Origin of the sequence: Bradyrhizobium sp. WU425 (assembly GCF_021052305.1) — a bacterium.
Lineage (GTDB): Bacteria > Pseudomonadota > Alphaproteobacteria > Rhizobiales > Xanthobacteraceae > Bradyrhizobium > Bradyrhizobium canariense_D.
The window spans coordinates 5,104,546-5,128,081 of sequence record NZ_CP088089.1 but is presented as its reverse complement, the minus strand read 5'-3'; the positions used below and the strand labels follow the sequence as shown (position 1 = coordinate 5,128,081).

Genomic DNA, 23,536 nt, shown 5'->3' with positions numbered 1-23,536 from the left:
CTAGCCAACGTCCGTTGACACCTTTGCGACTGTTGCAACATTCGCGTGGGCCGGTGCTGACCGAACTCGGTGGCAGCTGTCCGTGAAATCCACCATCAATGTGCCGTCCGTTTCGAGTCCAGTAAGGCGCGCGGAACATCGCCGACATCGTCAAGGTCAGGCGCCTGGCCGTATCCCATGCGTTTCATCTGCTCATGTACCTGCGCCATTTCAGCGTCGCTGAGGCGCGGCGGCTCGCCGATAGCCAACGCATGGACATACATCTTCGCCAGCGTCTCCACCTCCAAGGCGAGCCAAAGCGCCTTTTCAAAGGTCTGGGCCGTCACGATCAAGCCATGATGGCCAAGGAGGCAAGCGTCGCGATCTTCGAGGGCCTTGAGGGCGTAGTCCGATAGTGCCTGCGTGCCGAAACAAGCATATGGCGTACACCGGACATCGTTGCCACCCGCAACTGCGACCATATAGTGGAAGCAGGGAATATCACGTTCGTGAACGGCGAGAATCGTGCTGAAGGTGGAATGCGTATGCAGCACGACGTTGACGTCTTCGCGTGCTCGCAGAATATCGCGATGAAAGCGCCATTCGGATGAAGGCCGATGGTTGCCCTGGTAGTTCGCGGCAAAATCCATCGCGACAATGTCCTCTGGCTGCATCCGATCATAGGGCAGACTGGTAGGCGTGATTAGCATGCCGTTTGGAATCCGGTGCGAAAGATTGCCGGATGTGCCCTGATTGAGACCGTTTCGATTCATCTCCCTGCAGGTATCGACAATGCCTTGGCGGAGATCGGCATGATTACGGTCTGTCATGAAGCGGGCTCCGAGAAAGCGATCCAGGACTGGTAAGCGGTGGAAAGGTCGCGCGGTTCGAACCTATCGTTGCTGAGTGATGTGACGGCTTCAAGGATCACGCTTGAAACCGGCAGCGTACGCGAGAATCGCCGCCACAGCAGCGCAGCACCAAGCGCCGTTCCGTCGGGAGATCGACTCACCCAGACACTCTGCGAGGATCGCAAAGCCGCAAGACAACGGGCGAAGGGCAGGTTTGCGGCAAAGCCACCATCGATGACTATGCGTTTTGAGCTCTCGAGCGCATCAAGGCAGCGGTTTGCGCTGAACGCTGCGTAGAGCACCGCCAATGCCTGCCATTCGGCAGGCGTTTCGGGGGGCGGCCCGATGACTCGTCCGCGGCGAGCAGCGCCCGGAAACAATCCATCATCGCCGACGAATGAGGGGAGCGCCAGGGTTCCTCTCGACAGCAGGGTGGGCAATGCGGCAAGGACGGCTGCATCAGAAGCAAAATGTTCCCCGCGGATGAGGTCGTATTCGCGGCCGGCCGCGATCAACGTCGAAGGTGCATTCTCCCCATCGACATCGATATTGAGAACCATCGCGCGCGCGCAATCGAGTTTGTCCAGGGGGAGGCCGCGCTGAAAGCCGATCATCCAAGTACCGGTCGATAGGATCGAGGCATCGGCCATGCCGGCGGCCTTGTAGCGAAACAGGTTGGCGTTGGAATCATGCACGCCGCAGAGGATCTCGGTCGATTGCGCCAGGCCAGTGCGCCTGGTTACAGATTCCGAAACCGTCCCTAGCACCTCACCGGCGGGTACGCATTCGGGCAACAGATGGCTCCAACCGCGCTTACGCATAAGAGAAGAAGGCTGACGGTGGATGAGGTCCCAGATATGGCTCTGAGCCGCGAGCTGCGAGATTTCGCTGGCCGCACGTCCACCAAGCCGCAGGGCGAAAAACTGCGCGGTGGTCAGATAGGCTTTTGCGCGAGCGAATTCGACGGGATACGCGCTTTCCTGCCAAAGCAGCTGTTTTCCGAGCCGCATCGCCCCTCCGATTCCGCAAAACACCTCATCGTAACCAGGCGCGATCCGGGCATATGCTTCATCGATTGCGGGCGGAGAGACGGCATCATAGTCCATCATCGGCAGCACTGGCGTATCACCGTCGACGAGAACCGCGCCGCATCCATGCGCAGCCACGATCACGGCGCCAATGGCATGGCGTTGAGACAAGTCGGCAAGGGTATCGAGAAACCACTCTTCTAACCCGGCAAGGTCATAGGCGAGGTACGAGCCCTGAGTCATAGGCACATTTGGAAGCCCGTGTGTTTCGAGCGGCCAGCCGTCGTCGCTCGCCACGACCAGTTTGAGATTGGTCTTGCCGATGTCGAGAACTGCAATAGGGTTCGAGACGATCGAGCGCATCATCGCCGGCTACCGCGGCGCTTTGCCGGCGACATGAGGAACCGCCGCGACGGCAATCAAGATTCCACCCCAGATCGCTAGCGTGAGGAATTGGCTGAGGTTCAGAAGGTTGAATGCCGAGGAGATCACCTGAAGGATGATCAACGCAAGCAATAGCCCGCCGACTTTGCCGAAGCCGCCAAACGGATCGATGCCGCCGAGCACGGCCGCGAGAATGGTGACCAGCAGATAGCTCTCGCCGTATGCCGCGTTGGCCGAATTGAAACGTGCCAACATGACGACCGCCGCCACGCCCGCGAGCAAGCTGGAAAATAAATAGAGTTTGAGGAGGACGGCGCGGGTATTGACGCCGGAGTAACGGGTCGCCTTCTCGTTCGAGCCGATCATGTAAACCTTTGCACCGAACGGCGTCGCGTTCAGCATGAGCGCGACGGGCAAGGCGCAGAACGCAAGTACGATCAGAGCAAAGGGTACCCCGAAAACCGTTCCGTTGCCGATAAACACAATCGGCTCCGGGAATCCGGAGATGACGTTACCGCGCGACAGGCCGATCGCGAGACCCTTGCAGAGCGTCATCGTGCCGAGCGTGGCCAGGATCGGCGAAACGCCGAGATAGGCGATGACAAAACCATTGAGGAGGCCGACCAATGCAGCCACTGCAAATCCTGCAGCGATCGCAAAGACCTGAATGCCGACCCAGGCAAGGCCCTGGCTCCCCGGGATGTAGCGCGTCAGCAGGAAGGCGATGGTCAGTCCGGACAGATTGGCGGTTGCGATGATGGAAAGGTTGAGTCCACCAGATAGCAGGGCCAGCATCATCGCCAGTGAGAGGATGCCAAGTTCGGGCATCTGGAAAGCCATGGATTGCAGCGTGTTGACCGAGAAGAACCGATCGCCGATCGTGATCGCGAACACGACCCAGAGTGCGAACAACAGCAGGATGAGGGTGGCGACTGTGCCGCTGCTGGCGAGACCGACCATGCGCCGGCGAAGCGAGAGGGCAGGGGCGTTGCTCATCGGGGCGCGCTCCGGGTTCGCCGCTCGCGCTGCGACCAGGCGGTCGCAGAGACCGAAATGAGAATAACCAAGCCGACGAAGAACGGCGACCAGTAGGACGAAACGCCCAGCAAAATGATTCCATTTTGGAGTACCGCGAGCAGTGTCAGGCCCAAAAACGTGCCGAAGACCGTGCCGACGCCGCCCATCAGGCTGGCGCCGCCGAGCACGACGGCAGCGACCACATCGAGTTCCTTGCCCACCAGCACCGTCGGGGCAACGGACTGCGCGAGTTGTGCCTGAATCAGGGAGGCGATTCCGGCCATGACACCCATGTAGCAATAGACCAGTATATTGAGGCCGAAAATGTGGAAGCCGAGCCGCTGTGCGGCGTCGGTATTGCCTCCCATGGCATAGATTTGCCGGCCGATATTGGTTCGGTTAAGCAGGAGCCAGGTGACGAGAAATGCCAGCACGAGCGCGAGGATCTGCAGATTGACACCGTAGGAGCTATCCTTGCCCCATTCGAACTCGAACCAGAATATTCCGGTCGCAAACCAGTCGGGCAACGAATAGATGTATTTGCCGCCGGTGAAGAAGATCAGAAGCCCATAGAAGATGTTCAGCGTCGCGACCGAAACGATGATCGATGGTATTCGAAGTTTCTGGATGAAAATCGCGTTGAGGGCACCGAGCGCACCGCCAATTCCAATCGCGATGGCGAAGACGCCGATCCAGTTCGCCCCGTAAGCATTGGCAAGCGAAAGTGTGACATATTGCGCCACCGACGCGGTCGCGGTGAATGAGATGTCGATTCCACCGGCGATCAGGACGACCAGCAGCCCGAGCGCTAGGATGCCGACAAATGCATAGGAGGTCAGCAGATCAAACAGATTCTGCATGGTCAGGAATTGGGCGTTCGCGAAGCCCAAGCTGGCGCAGAGCCCAAGGATGACTGTCAGCAGCCAGAACTCATGGCTGCGACGAAACCTGCCGAATGATGCCATGTGCGATTCAGGCATTGACGGCCTGCCCAAGCGCATCTTCGGAAGTGGCTGCGGCAGGCACGTCGGTTGTCAAACGACCATCCCGCATCACCAGGACGCGATGACTATGATAAAGGACCTCGGAGATTTCGTCCGATATCATCAAGACCGCGACGCCGTCGCGGGCCAACCGCCGGATGATTTCGTAAATGCCGTCCTTGGCGCTGATGTCGACGCCCACCGTGGGGCTATCGAGGATAAGCACCCGCGGATTGGTCGCCATCCATTTGGCGAGCACGACCCGCTGCTGGTTGCCCCCGGAGAGCGTCTTCACCGGGTTGGCGGGATTGGAGACCTTGATCCCGAGTTCAGCAACCCACCGAGCGACATGGGTCTGTCGCGCGCGTGCGGCAATCAGGCCGAACGCGCCAGCCAGACGATCCAGCACCGCAAGCGTGACGTTCGCCGTGACGGACTGATTCAGGATGAGACCAAGCGTAAGCCTATCTTCGGATACGTAGGCGATCCCTCGATTGATCGCCTCTGCATTTGTACGGAGGGCGATGGGCCGCCCGTCAAGTGCGATAGTGCCGCGATCGGGCGGCTTCATGCCGAACAGGGATAGCGCCAATTCGGTTCGCCCTGAGCCGAGCAGACCGGTGAGACCCACTACTTCGCCCGCGCGCAACTGCAAGCTTACATCCTCATACTCGCCCTCGCGGCCCAGGCCCTTAACTTCCAGCACAACCGGGCCAGCGGCAAGCTCAGGCGCCTGTATCTGATACTCGAAGGACTTGCCAGTCATCAGCTGGCTGAGTTTCCGCCCATCGATTGTGTCTGCGGCAAAAGTACCGACTTTGGCGCCATCCCGCAGCACCGTTACGCGCTGGGCGATTTCAAGCACCTCATCGAGACGGTGGCTGACGAAAACGACGCAGATGCCGGCACGCTTCAGCTCGCTTACGAGCGCGATCAGGGCGTTCACCTCGTGGCGGGTCAACGATGCCGTCGGCTCATCCATAATCAGGAGTTTGGCATCCGCAGCCAAGGCGCGGCAGATCGCGACCAGCTGGCGTCCGGCAATGCTGAGCTCTGACACTTTCGCGTCCGGGTCGAACGCAACGCCGATCTTTGCCATTGTGGCCTTCGCGGCGGCGCGCATTGAGGCCCAGTTCACCGAATGGAGGCCGCCAAGATGGTGCGCCATCGCGATATTCTCGGCGACGGTGAGGTTGGGGAATAGCGAAAGATCCTGGTAGATGACCTGAATGCCGCAATGCGTGGAGTAGACCGGGTTCAGTTTAGGATATTCCTTGCCGGAAATTGCGATACGGCCGCCAGGCTCCGGTGCCTCGACGCCCGAAATGATCTTGATCAGGGTGGACTTGCCGGAGCCGTTTTCACCGACCAGGCAATGCACCTCGCCGACTTCCAGAGTGAGATCGACGTCGCGGAGCGCGTGCACGCCGCCGAAGCGCTTCGATATGCCGGACATTTCCAGGAAAGTCACCAAAGGTTCGCCTGCAATGGAGTCGTGCGATCACTCGAGTGGTCCCGCATTCCCGACCGGAAGGGCCGGGAATGCAGCGCGACGAGGCGACTAAACCGGTCCGGCCTAGAGCCCTCCCGCGATCAGACCGTCGATGGTTTCCTTGTTGATGCGCATGATCTTGTCCACCTTGATCTGCTTTCCTGCAACGTCGACGGCTGCCTTGCCAAGGCCGGGTACATCGACGCCATCCGTGATCGGCTTGCCATCGAGCACGAGTTTGGCCACCGCGACCATCGCGTAACCCGCATCGGTGGGATTCCACAGAAAACCCTCGCGGATCGTATCATCCGCGATAAGCGACTTCGCCTGGCTTGGCAGTACAGTGCCGACAACGGCGATCTTCTTGCCAAGACGTTGCTGACGCACAGCATTTCCGGCCCCGATTGGTCCGTTCGAACCGAAGCCGAGAATACCACGCAGGTTGGGATAGGCCTTGATCACGTCAAGCGTCGTGCGCTGGCTGGTGTCGATCTCGTCGGCGCCAGGGAAGCGGTCGGCGACGAGCTTCATTTTTGGAAAATTTTTCTGCTGGTAGGCAATCGCGGCATCGGCCCATTTGTTGTGAAGTGGCGTCGTAAGAGTCCCGACATAAACCACATAATCACCTTCGCCGCCCATGTCCTTGGCGAGACGTTCCATCTGCACCTCGCCGAACCGAACGGAGTCGATCAATTCCACATTCCAGTCACGGCCTTCCTGTTCCGGACCCTCATGCGTGATGACCTTGATTCCGGCGGCCTGGGCGCGCTTCAGTACGGGCTCGCAGACTTTTACATCAAGCGGCACCAAGCCGATCACGTTGACCTTCTTGGCAATCAGATCCTCAAGCAGCTTTACTTGCTGTGCCGGATCGACGTTCGCCGGGCCAACCATAGTGGCATTAATGCTGAAATCCTTCGCACCCTTCTGGATTCCCTTTTCAAGTGCGTTGAACCACGGAATTCCCGCGATCTTCACGACCGTGACCATTTCCTTTTGGGCTTGCGCAAAGGCAAAGCCCGGAAAACCGGCACCGGCCAACGCGGCCGTACCACCGATCAGCTTGAGCGTCTGGCGTCTGTCCATTGTTCCCTCCCAGGAAACGATCTTGGATTCCGCACCCTTGACCTGACAGTCGCTGGGTGGGGCAGTCGAGCCTGTTCTTGCTTGGGGGCAGAAAGTGTTGCCTGTCCAACCGCAGGACCTTGAAGGACATTAGAGACCGGCGCTTCAGAACGTGTCAAGCAAGTGACATGTTCGCCAGCCACCGTCGCGGTGCGATACCTGATCTCGCCGTCGAGCTGCTGAGTGAGGAGCTGCGAGCGATCGGCGTTGCTACAGCCATTATCTTAGCGGAGGAGCGCCAGGCCGCCGGACGAAAGCAAGTAGTCCCAGCCTCTGGTTTTCAAAACCCGGCTTCAGCAAGCGGGCTTCGTTCGGCTTCGCGTAGCGATTCACACTTTTCCCTGAGTGTCATTTTTTTCGTCACGCGCGTGGATGCCACCATGAAAGCCCGGCCATCGCCAGCTTCGCCGTTGCACAATCCCTTGCCGCCCACGAACATCCGACTGTCATTGTTACGTTTTCTGCTTCCACAATTGCCGTCGGTTTGGCCGTGCGTTCAGATCGTGTCTCGCGCCGGAGCGTCCGCCCTCGGCTTGTCAGCATCGCAAGCTGCGTGCCATCCTAGCCCGACACGCGCATGGGAAGGTCAATTCCCGGCATGGCTACGCGCCGCGTTAGGGTGGAACACAAACGCTCAGGGAGACACGACATGGTGTGGACGCTTCGTCTGGCGGAGCTGGCTTGCGCCGGCTTGCTGTTGTCATCGGTGAGTGCTCTGGCAGGTCCAAAGGTCGTCTCCGGTCCCGGCGCCGACCCCGCCTGCTTCAAGCCGTGGTCGTCCGAGACCAAATTCTTTCAGTGGCCCAAGAAGGCGGGCCCCTACAGAATCGCGCTGGTCAACGGTTTTGTCGGCAACACCTGGCGCATCCAGATGGTGAAGACTGCCAAGGCTTTCGCCGATCAGCCGGGTATCAAGGAGAACATCAAGGAGTTAAAGGTTGTTTCCACCGGGACCGATGTCGCGGCGCAACTTGGCGCGATGGAGGATTTCATCAACCAAGGCTTCGACGCAATCGTTACCATTGCGGTAGCTCCCGACGGTTTTGATCGCATCATCCGTCTTGCCGACAAGAACAACGTCGTGGTGGTGCCGTTCGACAACGTCCTCGACACCGACAAGGTGATGATGGTCAACGAGGACCAGAAGGAAATGGGCCGCATGTCGGCCAAATGGCTGATCGACGAGAGCGGCAAGAAATCCGGCGACATCCTCGAAGTCCGTGGCCTCCCGGGAAACTCCGTTGACCGCGATCGTCATCTCGGTTTCCGCGAGGTAATAGAATCGCCCGGCAACAGCTTCAAAATCACCGAGGTGGTTGGTAATTGGGACACCGGCACCTCGCAGAAGGTGACTGCAGATGCGTTAGCTGTGCATGGTCATTTCGACGGAGTATTCACCCAAGGCGGATCCGACGGCACCGTGCAGGCACTGATGGCTGCCAAGCATCCCTTTGTGCCGATGTCGGGCGAGGGCGAAAACGAGTACCGTAAACAGATTGCCGATCACGCCAAGGACGGACTAAAGGGAATGTCCTACGGCCAGTCGCCGGCGCTGGTGGCGATCGCGACCAAGGCGGCGATCTCGGCGCTGCAGGGCAACATTATGCCGCAGCTGATCTCGATCCCGATTCCAGTGGCGACCTACAAGGATCTCAAGCCGGGCACGAATTACTGGCCCGAGCTCAATGCCAACTTCTTTGCGCCGAACCAGTTCACACCGTGCGGCGTGAACTTCACTGCACCGGAGATCATGTCGCAGAGCGAGAAGAACACCCAGTGACGGCTCCAGCGATGTCTCTGTCACGGCCCGGCATTCGCCGGGCCGTCGTTGCGTGAAGGCCCGGCCATGCCGGCTGCCGATCCGACGCAATCCGCCTTCCTGGAGCTTGCCGGCATCTCCAAGCGCTATGCCGGCGTTCGCGCGCTTGAAGGCGTCGACTTCGCCTGCGAACGCGGCAAGATTCATGCCGTGCTGGGCGAGAACGGCGCCGGCAAGTCGACCCTGATCAAGATCATTGCCGGTGTGGTGCAGCCCGACAGCGGTCGCATGCGCCTCGCGGGGAGCGAGGTCAGCTTCGCCACGCCGTCGGCGGCGAATGCGGCCGGTGTCGTCTGCATCTTTCAGGAACTATCGCTGATGCCCGACCTCTCGGTCGCGGACAACATCTCCATTGCATCCCCGCCGCGGCGGTTCGGCCTGATCGATGCGAAGGCGCAGCGCCGCCGCGCCGAAGAGCTTTTGTCCGAGATCGGCTGTGAGGACGTCAACCCCCTGAGGCGCGTGCGCGATCTGCCCCTATCGAGGCGCCAGGTGGTCGAGATCGCGAAGGCGCTCGGCAAGCGGCCGCAGTTGCTGATCCTCGACGAGGCGACATCGGCACTGACGAGCGCCGATGTGGAGAAGGTTTATGCGATGCTGGCGCGGCTCAAGGCCGAGGGCGTCGCAATCCTGTACATCTCGCACCGCATGCACGAGGTCGAGGCGCTCGCCGACCGGGCCTCGGTGTTTCGCAACGGCCGCCATATCGAGACCTTCGACAAGGGGAGGCGTTCGACCGCCGATATCATCCAGCTCATGATTGGGCGTGACATCGCGGCCCAGTATCCGCCCAAGCCGGCGCGAAATGCCGCGAAGCCGGTGCTGGCGCTCGAGAACCTGTGCTGGGAGAGGCAGCTCGATCGCATTTCACTGAGCATCGGCGCCGGCGAGATCGTCGGGCTCGGCGGTCTCGACGGGCAGGGCCAGAAATCCCTGTTGCTTGCGCTGTTCGGTGTTTTGCGCGGTGTCACTGGTCGCCTCACGGTGGCGGATCGCGAAGTACGTCCCGGCTCCCCGGCGGCGGCAAAATCGGTCGGCATCGCGCTCGTCCCTGAGGACCGCAAGACCGAAGGGCTGATGCTGCCGATGTCGATCGCGGACAATCTTGCGATCGCATCGCTCGACGCGCTTTCCACTGGCCCATTCATCGATACCGGCCGGGAACGCACCGCGATCCAGCGAGCCATCGCGAGGCTACAGATCAAGTTGGACGCAGCGAGTGATGCGGTCTCGACGCTGTCGGGCGGAAACCAGCAGAAGGTCGTGCTCGCCAAATGGCTGATGACCGATCCGCGCATCATCCTGCTCAACGATCCCACGCGCGGAATCGACGTAGGCACCAAGCAGGAGCTCTACCGGCTGATGCGCGAACTCGCCGACCAGGGCGCCGCAATCCTGTTCTACTCGACCGACTATGACGAGCTGATCGGCTGCTGCGACCGCGTCGTCATCATGTATGACGGCCGCATCGTGCGCGAGCTCGAGGGCGACGACCTCACCGAGACCAACATTGTCGCAAGCTCCCTGAATGTCGACACCGATACCGCAGCGGGGGCGGCGCATGCTTGACGATATCGCGATCAGGATCCGCCAGAACATCGGTCTGGTCACCGCCATCCTGTTGTTCTGTGCCCTCTACATTTTCTACAACGCCGCGCATCCCCGCGGTTTCTCCTCCGCCGTGCTGGTGCAGAATGGCGACGAAATCTTTGCGCTCGCCATGCTGGCGATGGCGCAGACAGTGCCGGTCTTGATGTCGGGCCTTGATCTCTCCGTCGGAGCGGTCATGACCATGGTGGGCTGCTTTGCGAGCTACCTCCTGACCGGCGCGGCAGGTGGTGCGCCGCTGCATCTCGACATGTTCGGCGTGCATCTCGGCCTCGGCACCTTTCCGGGCGGCGTGAGCGGCATTCTGCTCGGGATCGCCGTGTGCCTTGCGATCGGCGCGGCTGCCGGCTTTATCAATGGTTGCGTCGTCGTCTATGGGCGCATCCAGCCGATCATCGCGACGCTTGCGACCGGCGCGGTCTACATCGGCATCGCGCTTTTCCTGCGTCCGACCCCGGGCGGCAAGATCGATGTTGATCTGAACTGGGCGCTGACTAACTCGCTCGGCGATTTCGCCTCGACCGTGCACATCTTCGACGATGGCGCGGCTGCCTGGTTTGCGCCGTTCGCCTGGATCCCTGTGCCCTTTGTGCTTCTCGTTCTCATTCCGCTGCTGGTGTGGGTGCCGTTCCGCCGCTCCGTTCTCGGCCGCGCCGTCTATGCGATCGGCTCGGCCGAGGGCGCGGCTTATATGTCCGGCCTTCCGATCGAGCGCGCCAAGATCGCCGCCTTCACGCTCGCGGGCTTCTTCGCCGGCTGCGGCGGTCTCTTCCTTGCTATCCAGACTTCGTCTGGGAATGCGGACATTCCGCAGGCCGGCGCCTATACGCTCAACTCGATAGCCTCCGTGGTGATCGGCGGCACGTCGCTGCTTGGCGGAACCGGCAGTGCGATCGGGTCGATCTTCGGCGCCATGGTCTTGCGCGTGATTTCCTTCTTCTTCCGCATCTTCGACATTGCCCCTCTTCTGCAGCCGCTGTTCGAGGGCGTGATCCTGCTCGCTGCCGTCAGCATCGGCGCGTTGGGTATGCTGCGCGTCAAGAACACGTTGGAGCTGTTTCGATGACGGCGGCCTCATTCAGCCTCTCGCGCGACGATCGCCCGATCCTGATTGCGGCGGTGTTCATCGTCGTCATTCTCGTCGCGGGTACGGTTTACACATTCGCCCGTTTCGGCAGCGCTCCCCTGTTGTCTCCGGCCTATCTTCTGCAGCAATTGCAGATCGGTGCGTTCCTCGGGATCGTCTCGGCCGGCATGATGATCGTGATCCTGATCGCGCAGATCGATCTGTCGGTGCCCTGGACGCTCGCCGCCGCGGCCATGATGGCGACCTCGGTCGGCGGTCCTCTCGCAATTCCGGTCGGGCTCGGGGTCGGCGTTCTGGTCGGGCTCGTCAACGGCGTCGGGGTCGCGTATCTGCGGGTCCCCTCGATGATCTTTACGTTGGGCGTGAACGCCGTGATGCGCGGCCTGATGGTCGCGCATACTGGCGGCTATGCACCGCAGACCGGGGCGACCGACCTGATGCGGATGCTGGCGGGCGATCGTACGCTCGGCATTCCCAACGCGCTGTTCGTCTGGGCCGCGGTGTCCGTGCTGGTGGTCGTCATCCTGCAGCGCATGTCGCTCGGCCGCTACATCTACGCCATCGGCAACAAGGAGGCGGCGGCCTATCTGGCCGGCGTCAACACGCGCCGCGTCACGGTGGTCTGCTTCGTGCTCTGCGGCCTTGCTGCCGCGCTCGCGGGCGTGCTGCTCGCCGGCTATTCCACCAAGGCCTACCAAGGCATGGGAGACGCCTATCTGCTGCCCTCGATCGCCGCCGTCGTGATTGGAGGCACCAACATCCTCGGCGGCCGCGGCCGCTATCTCGGCACGCTGATCGGCGTCGTCCTGATCGTGCTCCTGAACAGCGTATTGTCGATCATGGAGATGCCGGAGGCGGGCCGCCAGGTGATCTATGGTCTCGTTATCATCTTCATGCTGCTCGTCTACGGGCGGGGCGAACGCGTCACGAGCTAGATGGCCGGCCTAAGCTTACACGGCCGCGCGCGTATTGAGGAAGATCGAATACAACGAGGTCTGTCCGCAAATGTACAGGCGGTTGCGCCGTGGACCGCCGAAACAGACATTCGCCACGATCTCACCGATCGGGAACGTGCCGATATGCGTCCCGTCGGTCCCGTAGCAGAACACGCTCCGTCCCGCCGACGTCCAGATGTTGCCATGGATGTCGCAGCGAAATCCGTCATAGAGCCCGTCGGGGCAGGTGGAAAACAGCGAGGGCTCAGCGACCTTGTCTCCCTGCACCTTGTAGGACCAGATCGTCGCGGGCAGCCCGTCGACGTGGGTCGCGCCGGTATCGGCGACATAAAGCAGCTTCTCGTCTGGCGAGAACGCCAGCCCGTTCGGCTGCACGCGGTCAGAGACGACCAGGCTGATCTCGCCGCCCGCTGGACCGATCCGGTACACGTTGGAGGCGCCAATCTCGGATTTGGTCTGCCGGCCCTCGTAATCGCTGTCGATGCCGTAGGTCGGATCCGAGAACCAGATCGAGCCGTCCGATTTCACCACGATATCGTTGGGCGAGTTCAGCCGACGCCCTTCGAACTGCTCGGCAAGCACCGTGATGGAGCCGTCATGCTCGGTCCGGGTGACGCGGCGCATGAAGTGCTCGCAAGTGACCAGCCGCCCCTCGCGATCGGTCGTGTTGCCGTTCGAGTTGAAGCTCGGCGAGCGGAACACCGACACCGATGAATCCGTCTCGTCGAAGCGCATCATCCGGTTGTTCGGAATGTCGGACCAGATCAAATAGCGGCCGGCCGGAAAGTAAGCGGGTCCTTCGGCCCAGCGGCAGCCGCTGGTGAGTTTTTCGAGATTGGCGTGACCAAAGACCAGGCGGGCAAAGCGTGGATCGTGCGTGACATAGGGGAGCATCGTTCCTCCTTCGTTGCCGCAGGTCGTGAAGTGCCCGCGCGCCGGTTCCGCTTTTCTTAGCAACCCGAATGTATGAGCGGAATAGTCTTGTACGAGACCCGCAATCCTCGCGTTGACACCCGACGGCAAATACATACGCTGCGCGTCGCTGCAATGAGACGAGCGCGCGATCAAGGCGCGAAGAAGGAAGAGCAATCCACCATGATTTCGCAATCAGCTTTGCCGCGCCGCACACTTGGCCGGACCGGTCTCGAAGTCTCCATCCTCGGGTTCGGAACCGCACCGCTCGGCGATCTCTTTCTCGAGCTCGACGACCACACTGCAATTGCCGCAGCGAGCCGTGCCTTCGAGCTCGGCATCAATCTGCTCGATACATCGCCGCACTATGGCAACGGCCTGTCGGAGCATCGCTGCGGAACGGCGCTCCGGCGCGTGCCGCGCAAGGATGTGGTGCTTTGCACAAAAACTGGTCGCTGGATGGATCCGTTTCACCAGCCGGAGACTCGGTCCGGATTTATTGGTGGACAGCCGCACCGAGCCGTCGTCGACTATTCCTATGATGGCACCATGCGCTCGGTCGAGCAGTCGCTGTTGCGGCTTGGCACCGACCGGATCGACCTGTTGCTGATCCATGATGTCGATGTGTGGACCCACGGTAAGGACGCGATCGAGGATCGGTTTCGCGAAGCGATGTCCGGGGCCTATGTAGCGCTGGACAAACTTCGTTCCGAAGGTGTGGTCGCGGGCATCGGGATCGGCGTCAACGAGGCGGAGATGTGCGTGCGCTTTGCGCAGGCCGGGTCCTTCGAGGTGATGCTGCTCGCCGGGCGTTATTCGCTGCTGGAGCAGCCAGCACTCGAGGAGTTCATGCCGCTGGCGCTGAAGCAGGGCATCGCGGTGCTGCTTGGCGGCGTGTTCAATTCGGGGATTCTGGCGACGGGCGCCATCAAGGGCGCCAAGTACAATTATCAAGACGCACCGCCGCAGATCCTTTCGAAGGTTGCTGAGATCCAGCGTATCTGCGCAGCTCATGACGTAGCGTTGCCGACGGCCGCTCTACATTTTGCGCTGGGTCATCCCGCGGTCGCGAGCGTGGTTCTCGGGGCGCATAATGCGCAGGAGGTCGAGCGCAATGTGGCAGCGCTGACCACCACAGTGCCGGGCGCGCTCTGGAGCGATCTCAAGGCCGCGTCCCTGCTGGAATCGGAAGCGCCTGTTCCGAGGTAGACCGGATGAACACGCTTGAATTGGTTCAAGCCGAGGGCTCGGATCACCGGGAAAACAGCTCCCCACCGCTCGGGCTCGCCCCCGTAGGTGCGCGGCACGTGGGACTGGCTCAGTGCCGATTGCGGCGCGGATTGTCGGCCGTGCGTTGAAGTCCGCGATCGATCTGAGCAAGGGAGTCTATGTTGTCCGCTAGGTATGGCCAAGGCGTTCGAAATCTGCGCGGGCGTCGCGGGCCGTGTGGATCAGACCGCCATACCTGTCCGCGATTGGCTTAAACGATCCAGGCAATCGATCATCGATGACGAGATGGTGGCAGTCGTCGAGATGGCCGCCCCGGACCGTCGCATTGCGACCGAACTTGGTGATGTCGGCCACTAGCACGGACGTTCGCGAATTGGCCACAATGGATTGACGCGCCTTGACTTCATCGGCATGGAAATCGAGCAGCGTGCCGTCCTCATCAATCCCCCCGACACCGAATATACCAAAGTCGGCGCGGAAACCCGCGAAGAAGCGCGCAGCCGACTCGCCAATGATATCGCGATCGAGTTGCCGCAGCGTGCCGCCCGCGATGCTGATCTCCACGTCCGGATTGTGCGCGAATGCTGCGGCCACGTTCAGGCTGTTGGTGATCACCCGCAGATCCCGACGGCGGGAGAGCGCCTGCGCGACGTATTCGGGCGTCGTGCCAAGTCCGATCATCAGTGACGTCCCGTCAGGGATGAGGTTGGCGGTCGCGTGCGCGATCCGCCGTTTCGCGCTGGCGTTTAACCTGTGCCTGCTGCCATAGGCGAGGTTCTGGTTCTGGACCGGGAGGCCGACCCCGCCATGCACCCGCCGGAGCAGGCCCTGGTCGCAGAGTGCATTCACGAGGCGGCGAATGGTCTGCTGAGTGACATCGAAACGCACCGCGAGCTGCTCGATGGAGGCGAAGCCTTGCTCGCGCACGATCTCTAGTATGTGGGTCTGACGGGTCGTGGCGGTCCTGAGCATAGGCCCTCCGTTCTCAACGAAAGTATCATTTGAACTCCAAGGACGCAATTTTCTGGTTTCATATGGCGTTACGCTATGTTCAAATGAACATCGTGGTGGCTACGCCGACGAATGCGCGTGGCACGAGGGAGGGCGCATGGACCGGTCTGTCTGCGGTGAGCGGCCTTGCATGGGTCCGTTGCAGCGAGCCGTCGCCAGCGGCGTAGCCGCATCACGGTGAGAGCGAACAGGCCATGTCAGCGATCACGCTGAGTCATGTCTCCAAGTTCTGGGGCGCGATGCGCGCCGTCGATGACGTCAGTCTGACAGCGAACGAGGGCTCGCTACTTGTGCTGCTGGGACCGTCCGGCTGCGGTAAGTCGACCACGCTGCGGCTGATCGCCGGGCTTGAGGATGCTGATGCCGGTACGATCGCCATCGGCGGCGTCGACGTGACCCATCTGACCCCGGCGCAGCGGAATATCTCCATGGTCTTCCAGTCCTATGCGCTGTTTCCGCATTTGAGCGTAGCCGAGAACATCGTCTTCGGACTGCGTGTGCGTCGCGTGTCGCGCGCGGAACGAGACGAGCGGCTCCGGCGTGTGGCCGAGATTGTTGGCCTTGCGCATCTGCTTGAACGCAAGCCGTCGCAGCTATCTGGCGGCCAGCGCCAGCGGGTTGCACTGGGACGAGCCATCATTGCGGAAGCGCGGGTCTGCCTCATGGACGAGCCGCTTTCAAATCTGGACGCCAAGCTGCGGCATGAGATGCGGACGGAGATCCGCGCCCTGCAACAGCGGCTCGGAATGACGATGGTCTACGTGACCCACGATCAGACCGAAGCCATGACGATGGCGGATCGCGTCGTGCTGATGCGCGATGGTCGTATCGAGCAGAATGGCACACCAGAGGAGCTATATAACCGGCCGGCGACGGCATTCACGGCGCGGTTCATCGGCACGCCGCCGATGAACCTGTTGCGCCAGGGTGATCATCTCATCGGCATCCGGCCCGAGCATATCCGCATCGTGTCGGGCGGGGACCATTTTGCGCGCGTCAGGGCGATCGAGCATCTTGGGGCCGACAGCATCGTTCTGTGCGAGGTCGATGGTCAGCCCATCTCGGTGCGGCTCGAAGGTTTCAGCAAGGTTCGGCCAGGCGAGGATGTCCGGATCGCGTGGGAACCCGGGCTCGAGCATCGGTTCGATTCAAGTTCGGAAACTCGCTTGGAGACCATCGTCACAGAGGGCCAGCGGGCGATATCCGGTCGATAGCAGCGGCTGTTTCAAACGCAGTAACGAAGGAGATTGTCCCATGTTTGCGCGACGAACGATGTTGATGGCAGCGGCGTTTGCCGTACTCTCGATGGCTGCACGCCCGGCTGCCGCGGTGGATCTGACCATGTACTATCCGGTCGCGGTCGGCGGTCCCGTCACCAAGATCATCGACGACATGGTCTCGCGCTTCGAGAAGGACAATCCCGACATCAAGATGACGGCGGTCTATGCCGGCAACTACACGGATACGATGACCAAGGCGATGACCGCCATGAAGGGCGGGCAGCCGCCGCAACTGTCGGTGTTGCTGTCGACCGACGTGTTCACGCTGATGGACGAGAACGCGATCGTGCCGTTTGACGATCTCGTCGGCGACAAGGCCTGGTTCAAGGAGTTCTATCCGGCGTTCATGGCGAACGGGCAGATCGACGGCAAGACCTGGAGCGTGCCGTTCCAGCGTTCGACCATCGTGCTGTACTGGAACAAGGACGCCTTCAAGGAGGCGGGCCTTGATCCCGAGAAGGCGCCGGCGTCCTGGGACGAAATGGTCGAGATGTCGAAGAAGCTGGTCAAGAAGGATGGCGGCAACACGACGCGCTGGGGCATCGAAATTCCCTCGACCGGATATGCCTACTGGATGCTGCAGGCGCTGGCGATCGAGAACGGGCAGAAGATGATGAACGAGCCCGGCAACGAGGTCTATCTGACCGCTCCGAAGACGGTCGCTGCCCTCGAGTACTGGGTCGACCTGTCGCGCAAGCACAACGTCGCCCCGGCCGGCAGCATCGATTGGGCGACGCTGCGCAACGATTTCCTCGAAGGCAAGACGGCGATGATGTGGCACACCACCGGCAATCTGACGGCGGTCAAGGACGCCGCGAAATTCCAGTTCGGTGTGGCCATGCTGCCGGCCAGGGAGCGGCGCGGATCACCGACCGGCGGCGGCAATTTCTACATCTTCAAGAGTGCGTCTCCCGAACAGCAGAAGGCGGCCGTCAAGTTCATTCAATGGATCACGGCTCCGGATCGCGCGGCCGAATGGAGCATGAAGACGGGCTACGTGGCAGTGTCGCCGGCCGCCTACAAGACGCCGACGATGGAGGCCTACGCAAAGGCCTTCCCGCAGGCCACAGTTGCGCGCGATCAGCTGGAGCACGCGGTGCCGGAGCTCTCCGTTCATGAGAACGGCCGCATCTACAAGTTCATCGGGGATGCCGTGCAGGCCGCGATCACGGGCGCGCAGAAGCCGCAGGAAGCGCTGGCCGCCGCGCAACAGCAGTCCGACCGCGTCTTGCGCGCCTACAAATAGGGACGTGGCGGGATGGCGCGCCACCGCCATCCCGCCGGCTCACAGATGTCCGACTCCATGGTCTCATCGCCAATAGCCCCGCGCCGTGCCCGATCGCAAGCGTGGTGGAACACCGTGAATGCCTGGCTGCTGCTGCTGCCGGCGGCCGTCCTGCTACTCGCATTCACGCACTTTCCGATTCTGGCGACGATCCGGCATTCGCTGTTCGTCACGCGCCGCAATGGCACGGAGGCCTTCGTCGGGCTTGACAGCTATCGGTCCATGGCGGCCGATCCGATCTTCTGGAAGGCGCTGGTCAATAATTTCTGGTTCGCGCTCGGCACGATCCCGACCTCGATTGCCCTGGCCCTGGTGATGGCGATCTGGGTCAATCGCAACATACGCGGCCGCGGCTTTCTGCGACTGGCCTATTTCACGCCGACCGTGCTGCCGATGATCGCCGTCGCCAATATCTGGCTGTTCTTCTACACGCCGGATTACGGGTTGCTGGATCAGTTGCGCGGCCTTTTCGGTCTCGGTGGCTGGAACTGGCTGGGCGATCCCTCGACGGTGATGAGCTGTCTGATCGTGATGGTGATCTGGAAGGAGGCCGGCTTCTTCATGATCTTCTACCTGGCGGCGCTGCAGCAGCTCTCGCCGGACCTCGAAGAGGCCGCGTCCATCGAAGGCGCGAGCCGGTGGTACACGTTCCGCCGGATCACGTTCCCATTGCTGATGCCGACCACGTTGTTCGTGGCGATCAACGCAGTCATCAACTCCTTCAAGTTGGTGGACCATCTGGTCATCATGACCAAGGGCGGTCCGAACAACGCCAGCACGCTGCTGCTCTACTACATTTATGAGGTTGCCTTCACCTTCCAAGATTCCTCTTACGCGGCAACGCTGACGGTTGTGCTTCTGATGCTGCTGAGCTCGGTTGCGCTGATCAAGTTCGGTTATCTCGATCGCAGGATCCACTATCAATGAGAGGCCGGACACGCCCCATTGAGGCCGTCGCAGCATGGCTCCTGGCTTTGATCTGGCTTGCCCCATTGGCCTATGCCTTTTGGAGCGCGCTGCATCCGGCCGCTTACGCCACGTCGTTCAGCCTGTCCGCGCCCTGGACGCTGGAGAATTTTGCCCGGGCCTGGAACCAGGCGCCGTTCGCTCGGTACTATCTCAACACGGTGGTGCTGGTGACGCTGATCCTGGTTGGTCAGCTCATCCTGTCGACGCTGGCCGCCTATGCCTTTGCGCGCTTCAGGTTCAGGGGCAGCGGCATCGCTTTCGCCCTCGTTCTGCTCCAGCTGATGATCATGCCCGACGTCTTGATCGTCGAGAACTACCGCGCGATCGCCAAGCTGGGATTGCTCGATACGATCCCTGCGATCGCGCTGCCCTATCTCGCGAGCGCCTTCGGCATCTTCCTGCTGCGGCAGACCTTCAAGGGGGTGCCCCAGGAGTTGGTCGAAGCCGCGCGGGTCGAGGGAGCGGGTCCGCTCGGAATCCTGTGGCGGGTCTATGTCCCGCTGGCTCGCCCGACCTATGTCGCCTTTGGCCTCGTCTCCGTCAGCTATCACTGGAACAATTTCCTGTGGCCGTTGATCGTCACGAATTCGGTGGAAGCGCGGCCGCTCACCGTGGGGCTTGCCGTGTTCGGCGCGCCTGAGACCGGCGTGGATTGGTCAGTGATCACGGCGGCAACCGTGATGACGATGGCGCCGCTGCTGATCGCGTTTCTGCTGTTCCAGCGTCAGTTCGTCCAGTCATTCATGCGTGCAGGCATCCGTTAATGAGACTTCTCACCTGGAACATACAGTGCGGAAAGGGCTGCGACGGCGTGACCGATCTGGCAAGGATCGTTGCCGTCGCTCGACAGACGCTCGATGCGGACGTGTTCTGCTTCCAGGAGGTGAGCGCGAACTTCTCGAGATTTGGTGATGGAGCGGATCAGAGCGAACAGCTGGCAGCCCTTTTGCCCGGCTACTCCGCAATATTCCGGCCCGCGATCGAAACTGTCGATCCTGATGGCAACCTCCATCGCTTCGGTAACATGACGCTGTCGAGGTTGCCGGTGCTGCAGATTGCAAACCATCTGCTGCCATGGCCGGGCGTAGCCGCGGTGCGCAGCATGCGCCGTCACGCCCTGGAGGTGACGGTTCAGGCCTCGTTTGGCGCGGTCCGCGTCGTCAACACGCATCCCGAGTTCCATTCGGCCGGCCAGCGCGAGGCGCAGATCGCTCGCCTGCTGGATTTGCAGGAGGACGCGTCAATGAGTCCGAGGCAGGCCGGCTTCCGGCACGATGAGCCATATGGAAGTCAGACCGTCGCGGCGTCGAGCCTGCTGTGTGGTGATTTCAATTTTGATGTTGCCGACCCTCAGCACGCATTGATTGCCCGATCTGGCCGGCCTCGTCTGGCGTATCGGGATGCATGGACCGCCGATCGTCCCGGCCGCGCGCGTGCGCCGACTTGCGGAATCTACGACCGCGCGCAGTGGGCCGACGGGCCCGACTGCCGCGACTTCATTTTCGTGACGGAAGATTTGACCGGCTACGTTCGCAGCATCGAGGTCAACGAAGCGACGGATGCATCCGATCACCAACCCATTGCAATCGAAGTTTCGGAATAGAGGAATAGAGGAGCTACTAAAAAGCTGTCGTTGCAAGGGGGGCTTCCTCGGTCTACGTCGCGATACGTCTGAACTCGGTCAAACAAAAAAGAATGGCACGCCACGATGAACGCGACGGCGGCTGACCTCAAAGCCGCGCCTGAATTTATGCACTCTGGCAGGTGGGCCAACACGTGATTGATTCAGAAGGCGTCCAATGCCCTTTTACGTTTGGCCGAAAGCGCGAAGGCGGCAAGCAAGCCGACAATAACAAGCACGCCGGCCAGCTTCTGTTCGCCTTCGACAGCTTCCGGCACCTGCCGAGGCGTGCGCGCAAGCATCGAGGAGGACGCGGGCGTCCGGAGACTGGTACGCGAGGCTAGGCGGGCGCCTTCAGAGAATTGAGACGCTTGCGGAGAAATGCCAGCACCACGATCTCGTCGGGAGTGAGCTTGGCGTACTGGCGCTTGAACTTCTGCGCGATCTTGGCATCAATCATCTTCACGAGGTCACCAGACATGTAGGCGTTCAGGACTTCCGGGTGCACGTAGCACTTGCGGCAGATCGCCGGTGTGTTGCCGAGCTGCTTCGAGACGCTTTCGATCGCGGCGACGACGTTGCGCTTGGCCTCGGCCTGGCCGTCGTACTTCTTGAATTCGGCAAGCGCCAACGCCGCCAGAACCGTCCCCGCCCAAGTTCGAAAATCCTTGGCGCTGAAGTCCTCGCCCGTGATGTCCTTGATGTAGGCGTTGACGTCGCCGGAATCGACGGTGCGGGGCTGTCCGTCCTCGTCCAGGTACTTGAAGAGCTCATGTCCCGGGATCTCCGCGCAGCGCTTCACGATCGCGACTATCCGCTTGTCCTCGACGCGAAGCTTCCACTGTTTGCCCGACTTGCCCGTGAAGTCGAACCGAAGGACGCCGCGCCCGATCGCGACGTGCTTGCGGCGCATGGTGGTGAGCCCGTAGGACTTGTTTTGCTCGGCATACTCGGCATTGCCCACCCGGATCAACGTCTTCTCCAGAAGACTGACGATCGTGGCCAGCACCTTCTCGCGGGGCAGTCCGTCCCGCTTCATGTCGGCGGCGACCCGCTCCCGCAGCGCTGGCAGCGCGGTCGCGAACTGGATGATGTGCTCGTACTTGTTCTGGTCGCGCAACTCGCGCCATTTTGCGTGGTAGCGGTACTGCTTGCGGCCCCGCGCATCGAGCCCGGTTGCCTGGATGTGGCCGTTCGAAGACGGGCAGATCCACACGGATTCGTAGGCCGGCGGGATGCCGATTGCTTTGATGCGTCGGATGACGGCGGCATCGGTGATTCGCTTGCCGTCCTTGTCGTAGTAGCTGAAAGTGGTTCCAGTCCGCTTGCGCGTGTACCCCGGCGCGGAGTCGCTGACATACCGGAGGCCTTCTTCCGCGATGGTGGCCGCGACCTCGGCGGTGCGGTCCAGAACCTCTTCTTCGTTGCTGGTTTGTCGGAGCATGGGCCGGTCCCTCGGAAGCACCCTGGGATCGAGGCTCCACTCTTTCTAAAGGGATGAAGACACCGGTTGGTTCCGCTCGGAGGTCGGTGGACGCGAGGTGTGGATCAGTGGCCCTCCAGAATAGCGGGACCTCAGATGGAGAGCCGGTCCGGTTCTTTCGACAAGGCGCTGCGCAGTCGATGACGGCATGGTCTAGCTTCAGACAATCGCCACAAATTTCACCGACACGCTTCCCACAGTCAATCTTCAGGAAGGCCGCCATGTCCCAGTATTCACTCGATGTATTGCGTCGGCGCTATGTCGTCGAGAAAAGACCGCTCGAAGCCAGCATCGAGCAGATCTTGCGGGCCGACGCCCGCGCGGGAGCCCGTGCCATCCTGGCCTCAATCGATAAACGGCGCTCCGAAAATAGGTCCGAGGGGCAGCGCCTGCGAAAGATGCTCCGCTTCGAGACCTCTCTCTGGGAAAGCGGCCATCATGCCGTGGCAGGCGTGGACGAGGCGGGAATGAGCCCTCTCGCCGGGCCAGTCTCTGCTGGCGCCGTGATCCTGAAGCCCGGCACGCGGATAATCGGAATCGACGACTCGAAAAAACTCGATGCCGCCGCTCGCGAAGAACTCGCGAGGGAAATCAAGGAGAAGGCAGAGAGTTGGTGTGTAGCATTCGTCGAGGTCGAGGAGATCGACGCGATCAACATCTATTGGGCAGGCATCCAGGCGATGCAGCGTGCGGTCCGGGGCCTAGGGTTGGCGCCGCAGCACTTGCTGATCGACGCGAAGCGGTTGAAGGAAATCGAGATCCCTCAGCAGTCCATCATTAAAGGTGACGCCAAGTCCGCCAGCATTGCGGCCGCCTCCATCCTCGCGAAAGTCGAGCGCGATATGGTCATGCGGACGCTCGACGTGCGTCACCCCGGCTACGGGTTCGCGGATCACAAGGGCTACCCGGTGCCGGCTCATTATGAGGCGCTCGCCAGGCTTGGTGCATGCGCAGCTCACCGGAGGTCGTTCGGACCTGTACGCAAGGCCCTCGGACTGCCGCCCCTGCCGCCGTGGCCTTCGGCATCCGAGCGCACCGCTGGTTGAACTCCTGGGGTCCACGTTTCGTCTCGGCGTACTATTTTCGCGGCCATTTCTTTTCGCGAACGACGTCCTCGGCCAATTTGTCCGACCTCAGGCCGAGATAGACCGGCTGGCGCAGCTCGCCCTTGCTGGTCCACTCCGCTAATTTCACTTCCGCGACCTACGAAGGATGCACCCAGGTCGTGACCCGCTCATCCTTTACTTTGGCTGCGGTGCTTGCTGAACGCGATCAGCTTGTGGCGCGGCAGGAGGGCCTTGAGCCGGTGCTTGCGCTATAGTTCGGCCGACATCTCTGCCCGCAGGTCCGTCAGGGCGACATTTAGGCGTGCACCTATAATCGTCAGCAGGCCAAAGGTCAGCGCGGGCGAGAACA

21 protein-coding genes and 1 pseudogene are annotated in these 23,536 nt (G+C 61.4%); 11 read left to right on the top strand and 11 right to left on the bottom strand.

Going from position 1 to position 23,536, the window contains the following annotated elements:
* Positions 1-95: 95 nt before the first annotated feature.
* The 6 genes from BcanWU425_RS25050 to BcanWU425_RS25025 form a co-directional block, all read right to left on the bottom strand.
* Entirely contained in the window at positions 96-809 is a 714-nt protein-coding gene (locus tag BcanWU425_RS25050) for a class II aldolase/adducin family protein (RefSeq protein WP_026233824.1), read from the bottom strand.
* Positions 806-2,224: an FGGY-family carbohydrate kinase gene (locus BcanWU425_RS25045; RefSeq protein WP_231188643.1), complete on the bottom strand. Its 1,419-nt coding sequence runs from the start codon at positions 2,222-2,224 to the stop codon at positions 806-808. Before BcanWU425_RS25045 ends, BcanWU425_RS25050 begins: the two co-directional genes overlap by 4 nt.
* Before the next feature lie 6 nt (positions 2,225-2,230).
* Complete coding sequence (locus BcanWU425_RS25040; RefSeq protein ID WP_085352707.1) at positions 2,231-3,238, bottom strand: ABC transporter permease; 1,008 nt, start codon at positions 3,236-3,238, stop codon at positions 2,231-2,233.
* On the bottom strand, positions 3,235-4,239 hold the full coding sequence (locus BcanWU425_RS25035) for an ABC transporter permease (RefSeq protein WP_204510876.1): 1,005 nt from the start codon (positions 4,237-4,239) through the stop codon (positions 3,235-3,237). The genes BcanWU425_RS25040 and BcanWU425_RS25035 overlap by 4 nt, the downstream gene beginning before the upstream one ends.
* Complete coding sequence (locus BcanWU425_RS25030) at positions 4,232-5,716, bottom strand: sugar ABC transporter ATP-binding protein (protein ID WP_204510877.1); 1,485 nt, start codon at positions 5,714-5,716, stop codon at positions 4,232-4,234. The genes BcanWU425_RS25035 and BcanWU425_RS25030 overlap by 8 nt, the downstream gene beginning before the upstream one ends.
* A 102-nt stretch (positions 5,717-5,818) precedes the next feature.
* Positions 5,819-6,820, bottom strand: coding sequence for an autoinducer 2 ABC transporter substrate-binding protein (locus tag BcanWU425_RS25025; RefSeq protein ID WP_007608730.1), 1,002 nt, complete (start codon positions 6,818-6,820; stop codon positions 5,819-5,821).
* A 688-nt stretch (positions 6,821-7,508) separates the two neighbouring features.
* On the opposite strand from BcanWU425_RS25025, the gene BcanWU425_RS25020 reads away from it, so the two are divergent.
* From BcanWU425_RS25020 to BcanWU425_RS25005, 4 genes are all read left to right on the top strand, one after another.
* Positions 7,509-8,639: a sugar ABC transporter substrate-binding protein gene (locus BcanWU425_RS25020; protein WP_231188641.1), complete on the top strand. Its 1,131-nt coding sequence runs from the start codon at positions 7,509-7,511 to the stop codon at positions 8,637-8,639.
* Between the two features lie 66 nt (positions 8,640-8,705).
* On the top strand, positions 8,706-10,247 hold the full coding sequence (locus BcanWU425_RS25015; protein ID WP_204510879.1) for a sugar ABC transporter ATP-binding protein: 1,542 nt from the start codon (positions 8,706-8,708) through the stop codon (positions 10,245-10,247).
* The gene (locus BcanWU425_RS25010; protein ID WP_007596118.1) at positions 10,240-11,352 is read left to right on the top strand and encodes an ABC transporter permease; all 1,113 of its coding nucleotides are present in this window, start codon (positions 10,240-10,242) and stop codon (positions 11,350-11,352) included. Before BcanWU425_RS25015 ends, BcanWU425_RS25010 begins: the two co-directional genes overlap by 8 nt.
* The gene (locus BcanWU425_RS25005; protein ID WP_204510880.1) at positions 11,349-12,308 is read left to right on the top strand and encodes an ABC transporter permease; all 960 of its coding nucleotides are present in this window, start codon (positions 11,349-11,351) and stop codon (positions 12,306-12,308) included. The genes BcanWU425_RS25010 and BcanWU425_RS25005 overlap by 4 nt, the downstream gene beginning before the upstream one ends.
* Positions 12,309-12,323: 15 nt before the next feature.
* Here BcanWU425_RS25005 and BcanWU425_RS25000 read toward each other — a convergent pair whose 3' ends face one another.
* On the bottom strand, positions 12,324-13,223 hold the full coding sequence (locus tag BcanWU425_RS25000; protein ID WP_204510881.1) for an SMP-30/gluconolactonase/LRE family protein: 900 nt from the start codon (positions 13,221-13,223) through the stop codon (positions 12,324-12,326).
* 201 nt (positions 13,224-13,424) lie between these two features.
* On the opposite strand from BcanWU425_RS25000, the gene BcanWU425_RS24995 reads away from it, so the two are divergent.
* Positions 13,425-14,450, top strand: a complete 1,026-nt coding sequence (locus BcanWU425_RS24995) for an aldo/keto reductase (protein ID WP_204510882.1) — start codon at positions 13,425-13,427, stop codon at positions 14,448-14,450.
* Between the two features lie 189 nt (positions 14,451-14,639).
* On the opposite strand, the gene BcanWU425_RS24990 is transcribed toward BcanWU425_RS24995, so the two are convergent.
* Positions 14,640-15,443, bottom strand: coding sequence for a DeoR/GlpR family DNA-binding transcription regulator (locus BcanWU425_RS24990; protein WP_204510883.1), 804 nt, complete (start codon positions 15,441-15,443; stop codon positions 14,640-14,642).
* Between the two features lie 233 nt (positions 15,444-15,676).
* Here BcanWU425_RS24990 and BcanWU425_RS24985 point away from each other — a divergent pair, with 233 nt between their 5' ends.
* The 5 genes from BcanWU425_RS24985 to BcanWU425_RS24965 are packed head-to-tail and all read left to right on the top strand — an operon-like array spanning position 15,677 to position 20,619.
* The gene (locus BcanWU425_RS24985) at positions 15,677-16,696 is read left to right on the top strand and encodes an ABC transporter ATP-binding protein (protein ID WP_085357362.1); all 1,020 of its coding nucleotides are present in this window, start codon (positions 15,677-15,679) and stop codon (positions 16,694-16,696) included.
* Positions 16,697-16,754: 58 nt separating this feature from the next.
* Positions 16,755-18,008: an ABC transporter substrate-binding protein gene (locus BcanWU425_RS24980; RefSeq protein ID WP_085357364.1), complete on the top strand. Its 1,254-nt coding sequence runs from the start codon at positions 16,755-16,757 to the stop codon at positions 18,006-18,008.
* Between the two features lie 57 nt (positions 18,009-18,065).
* A complete protein-coding gene (locus BcanWU425_RS24975) occupies positions 18,066-18,974 on the top strand; it encodes a carbohydrate ABC transporter permease (RefSeq protein WP_094183382.1) in 909 nt (302 codons plus the stop codon).
* Positions 18,971-19,780: a carbohydrate ABC transporter permease gene (locus BcanWU425_RS24970; RefSeq protein ID WP_085352716.1), complete on the top strand. Its 810-nt coding sequence runs from the start codon at positions 18,971-18,973 to the stop codon at positions 19,778-19,780. Before BcanWU425_RS24975 ends, BcanWU425_RS24970 begins: the two co-directional genes overlap by 4 nt.
* A 47-nt stretch (positions 19,781-19,827) precedes the next feature.
* Positions 19,828-20,619, top strand: a complete 792-nt coding sequence (locus tag BcanWU425_RS24965) for an endonuclease/exonuclease/phosphatase family protein (protein WP_231188639.1) — start codon at positions 19,828-19,830, stop codon at positions 20,617-20,619.
* Positions 20,620-20,801: 182 nt separating this feature from the next.
* Here the strand turns inward: BcanWU425_RS24965 and BcanWU425_RS24960 are convergent, their stop codons facing one another.
* The gene (locus tag BcanWU425_RS24960) at positions 20,802-20,939 is read right to left on the bottom strand and encodes a hypothetical protein (RefSeq protein WP_018459404.1); all 138 of its coding nucleotides are present in this window, start codon (positions 20,937-20,939) and stop codon (positions 20,802-20,804) included.
* Between the two features lie 38 nt (positions 20,940-20,977).
* Positions 20,978-22,081 carry a DNA topoisomerase IB gene (locus tag BcanWU425_RS24955; protein WP_204510885.1) on the bottom strand — a complete coding sequence of 368 codons (1,104 nt, stop codon included), beginning with the start codon at positions 22,079-22,081 and terminating at the stop codon, positions 20,978-20,980.
* Between the two features lie 260 nt (positions 22,082-22,341).
* Between BcanWU425_RS24955 and BcanWU425_RS24950 the strand changes: the two genes are divergently transcribed.
* Complete coding sequence (locus BcanWU425_RS24950) at positions 22,342-23,166, top strand: ribonuclease HII (RefSeq protein ID WP_085395842.1); 825 nt, start codon at positions 22,342-22,344, stop codon at positions 23,164-23,166.
* A 31-nt stretch (positions 23,167-23,197) separates the two neighbouring features.
* Here BcanWU425_RS24950 and BcanWU425_RS24945 read toward each other — a convergent pair.
* Positions 23,198-23,371 (bottom strand): annotated as a pseudogene (locus tag BcanWU425_RS24945) (ATP dependent DNA ligase); the annotation flags it as partial.
* Positions 23,372-23,536: the final 165 nt, after the last annotated feature.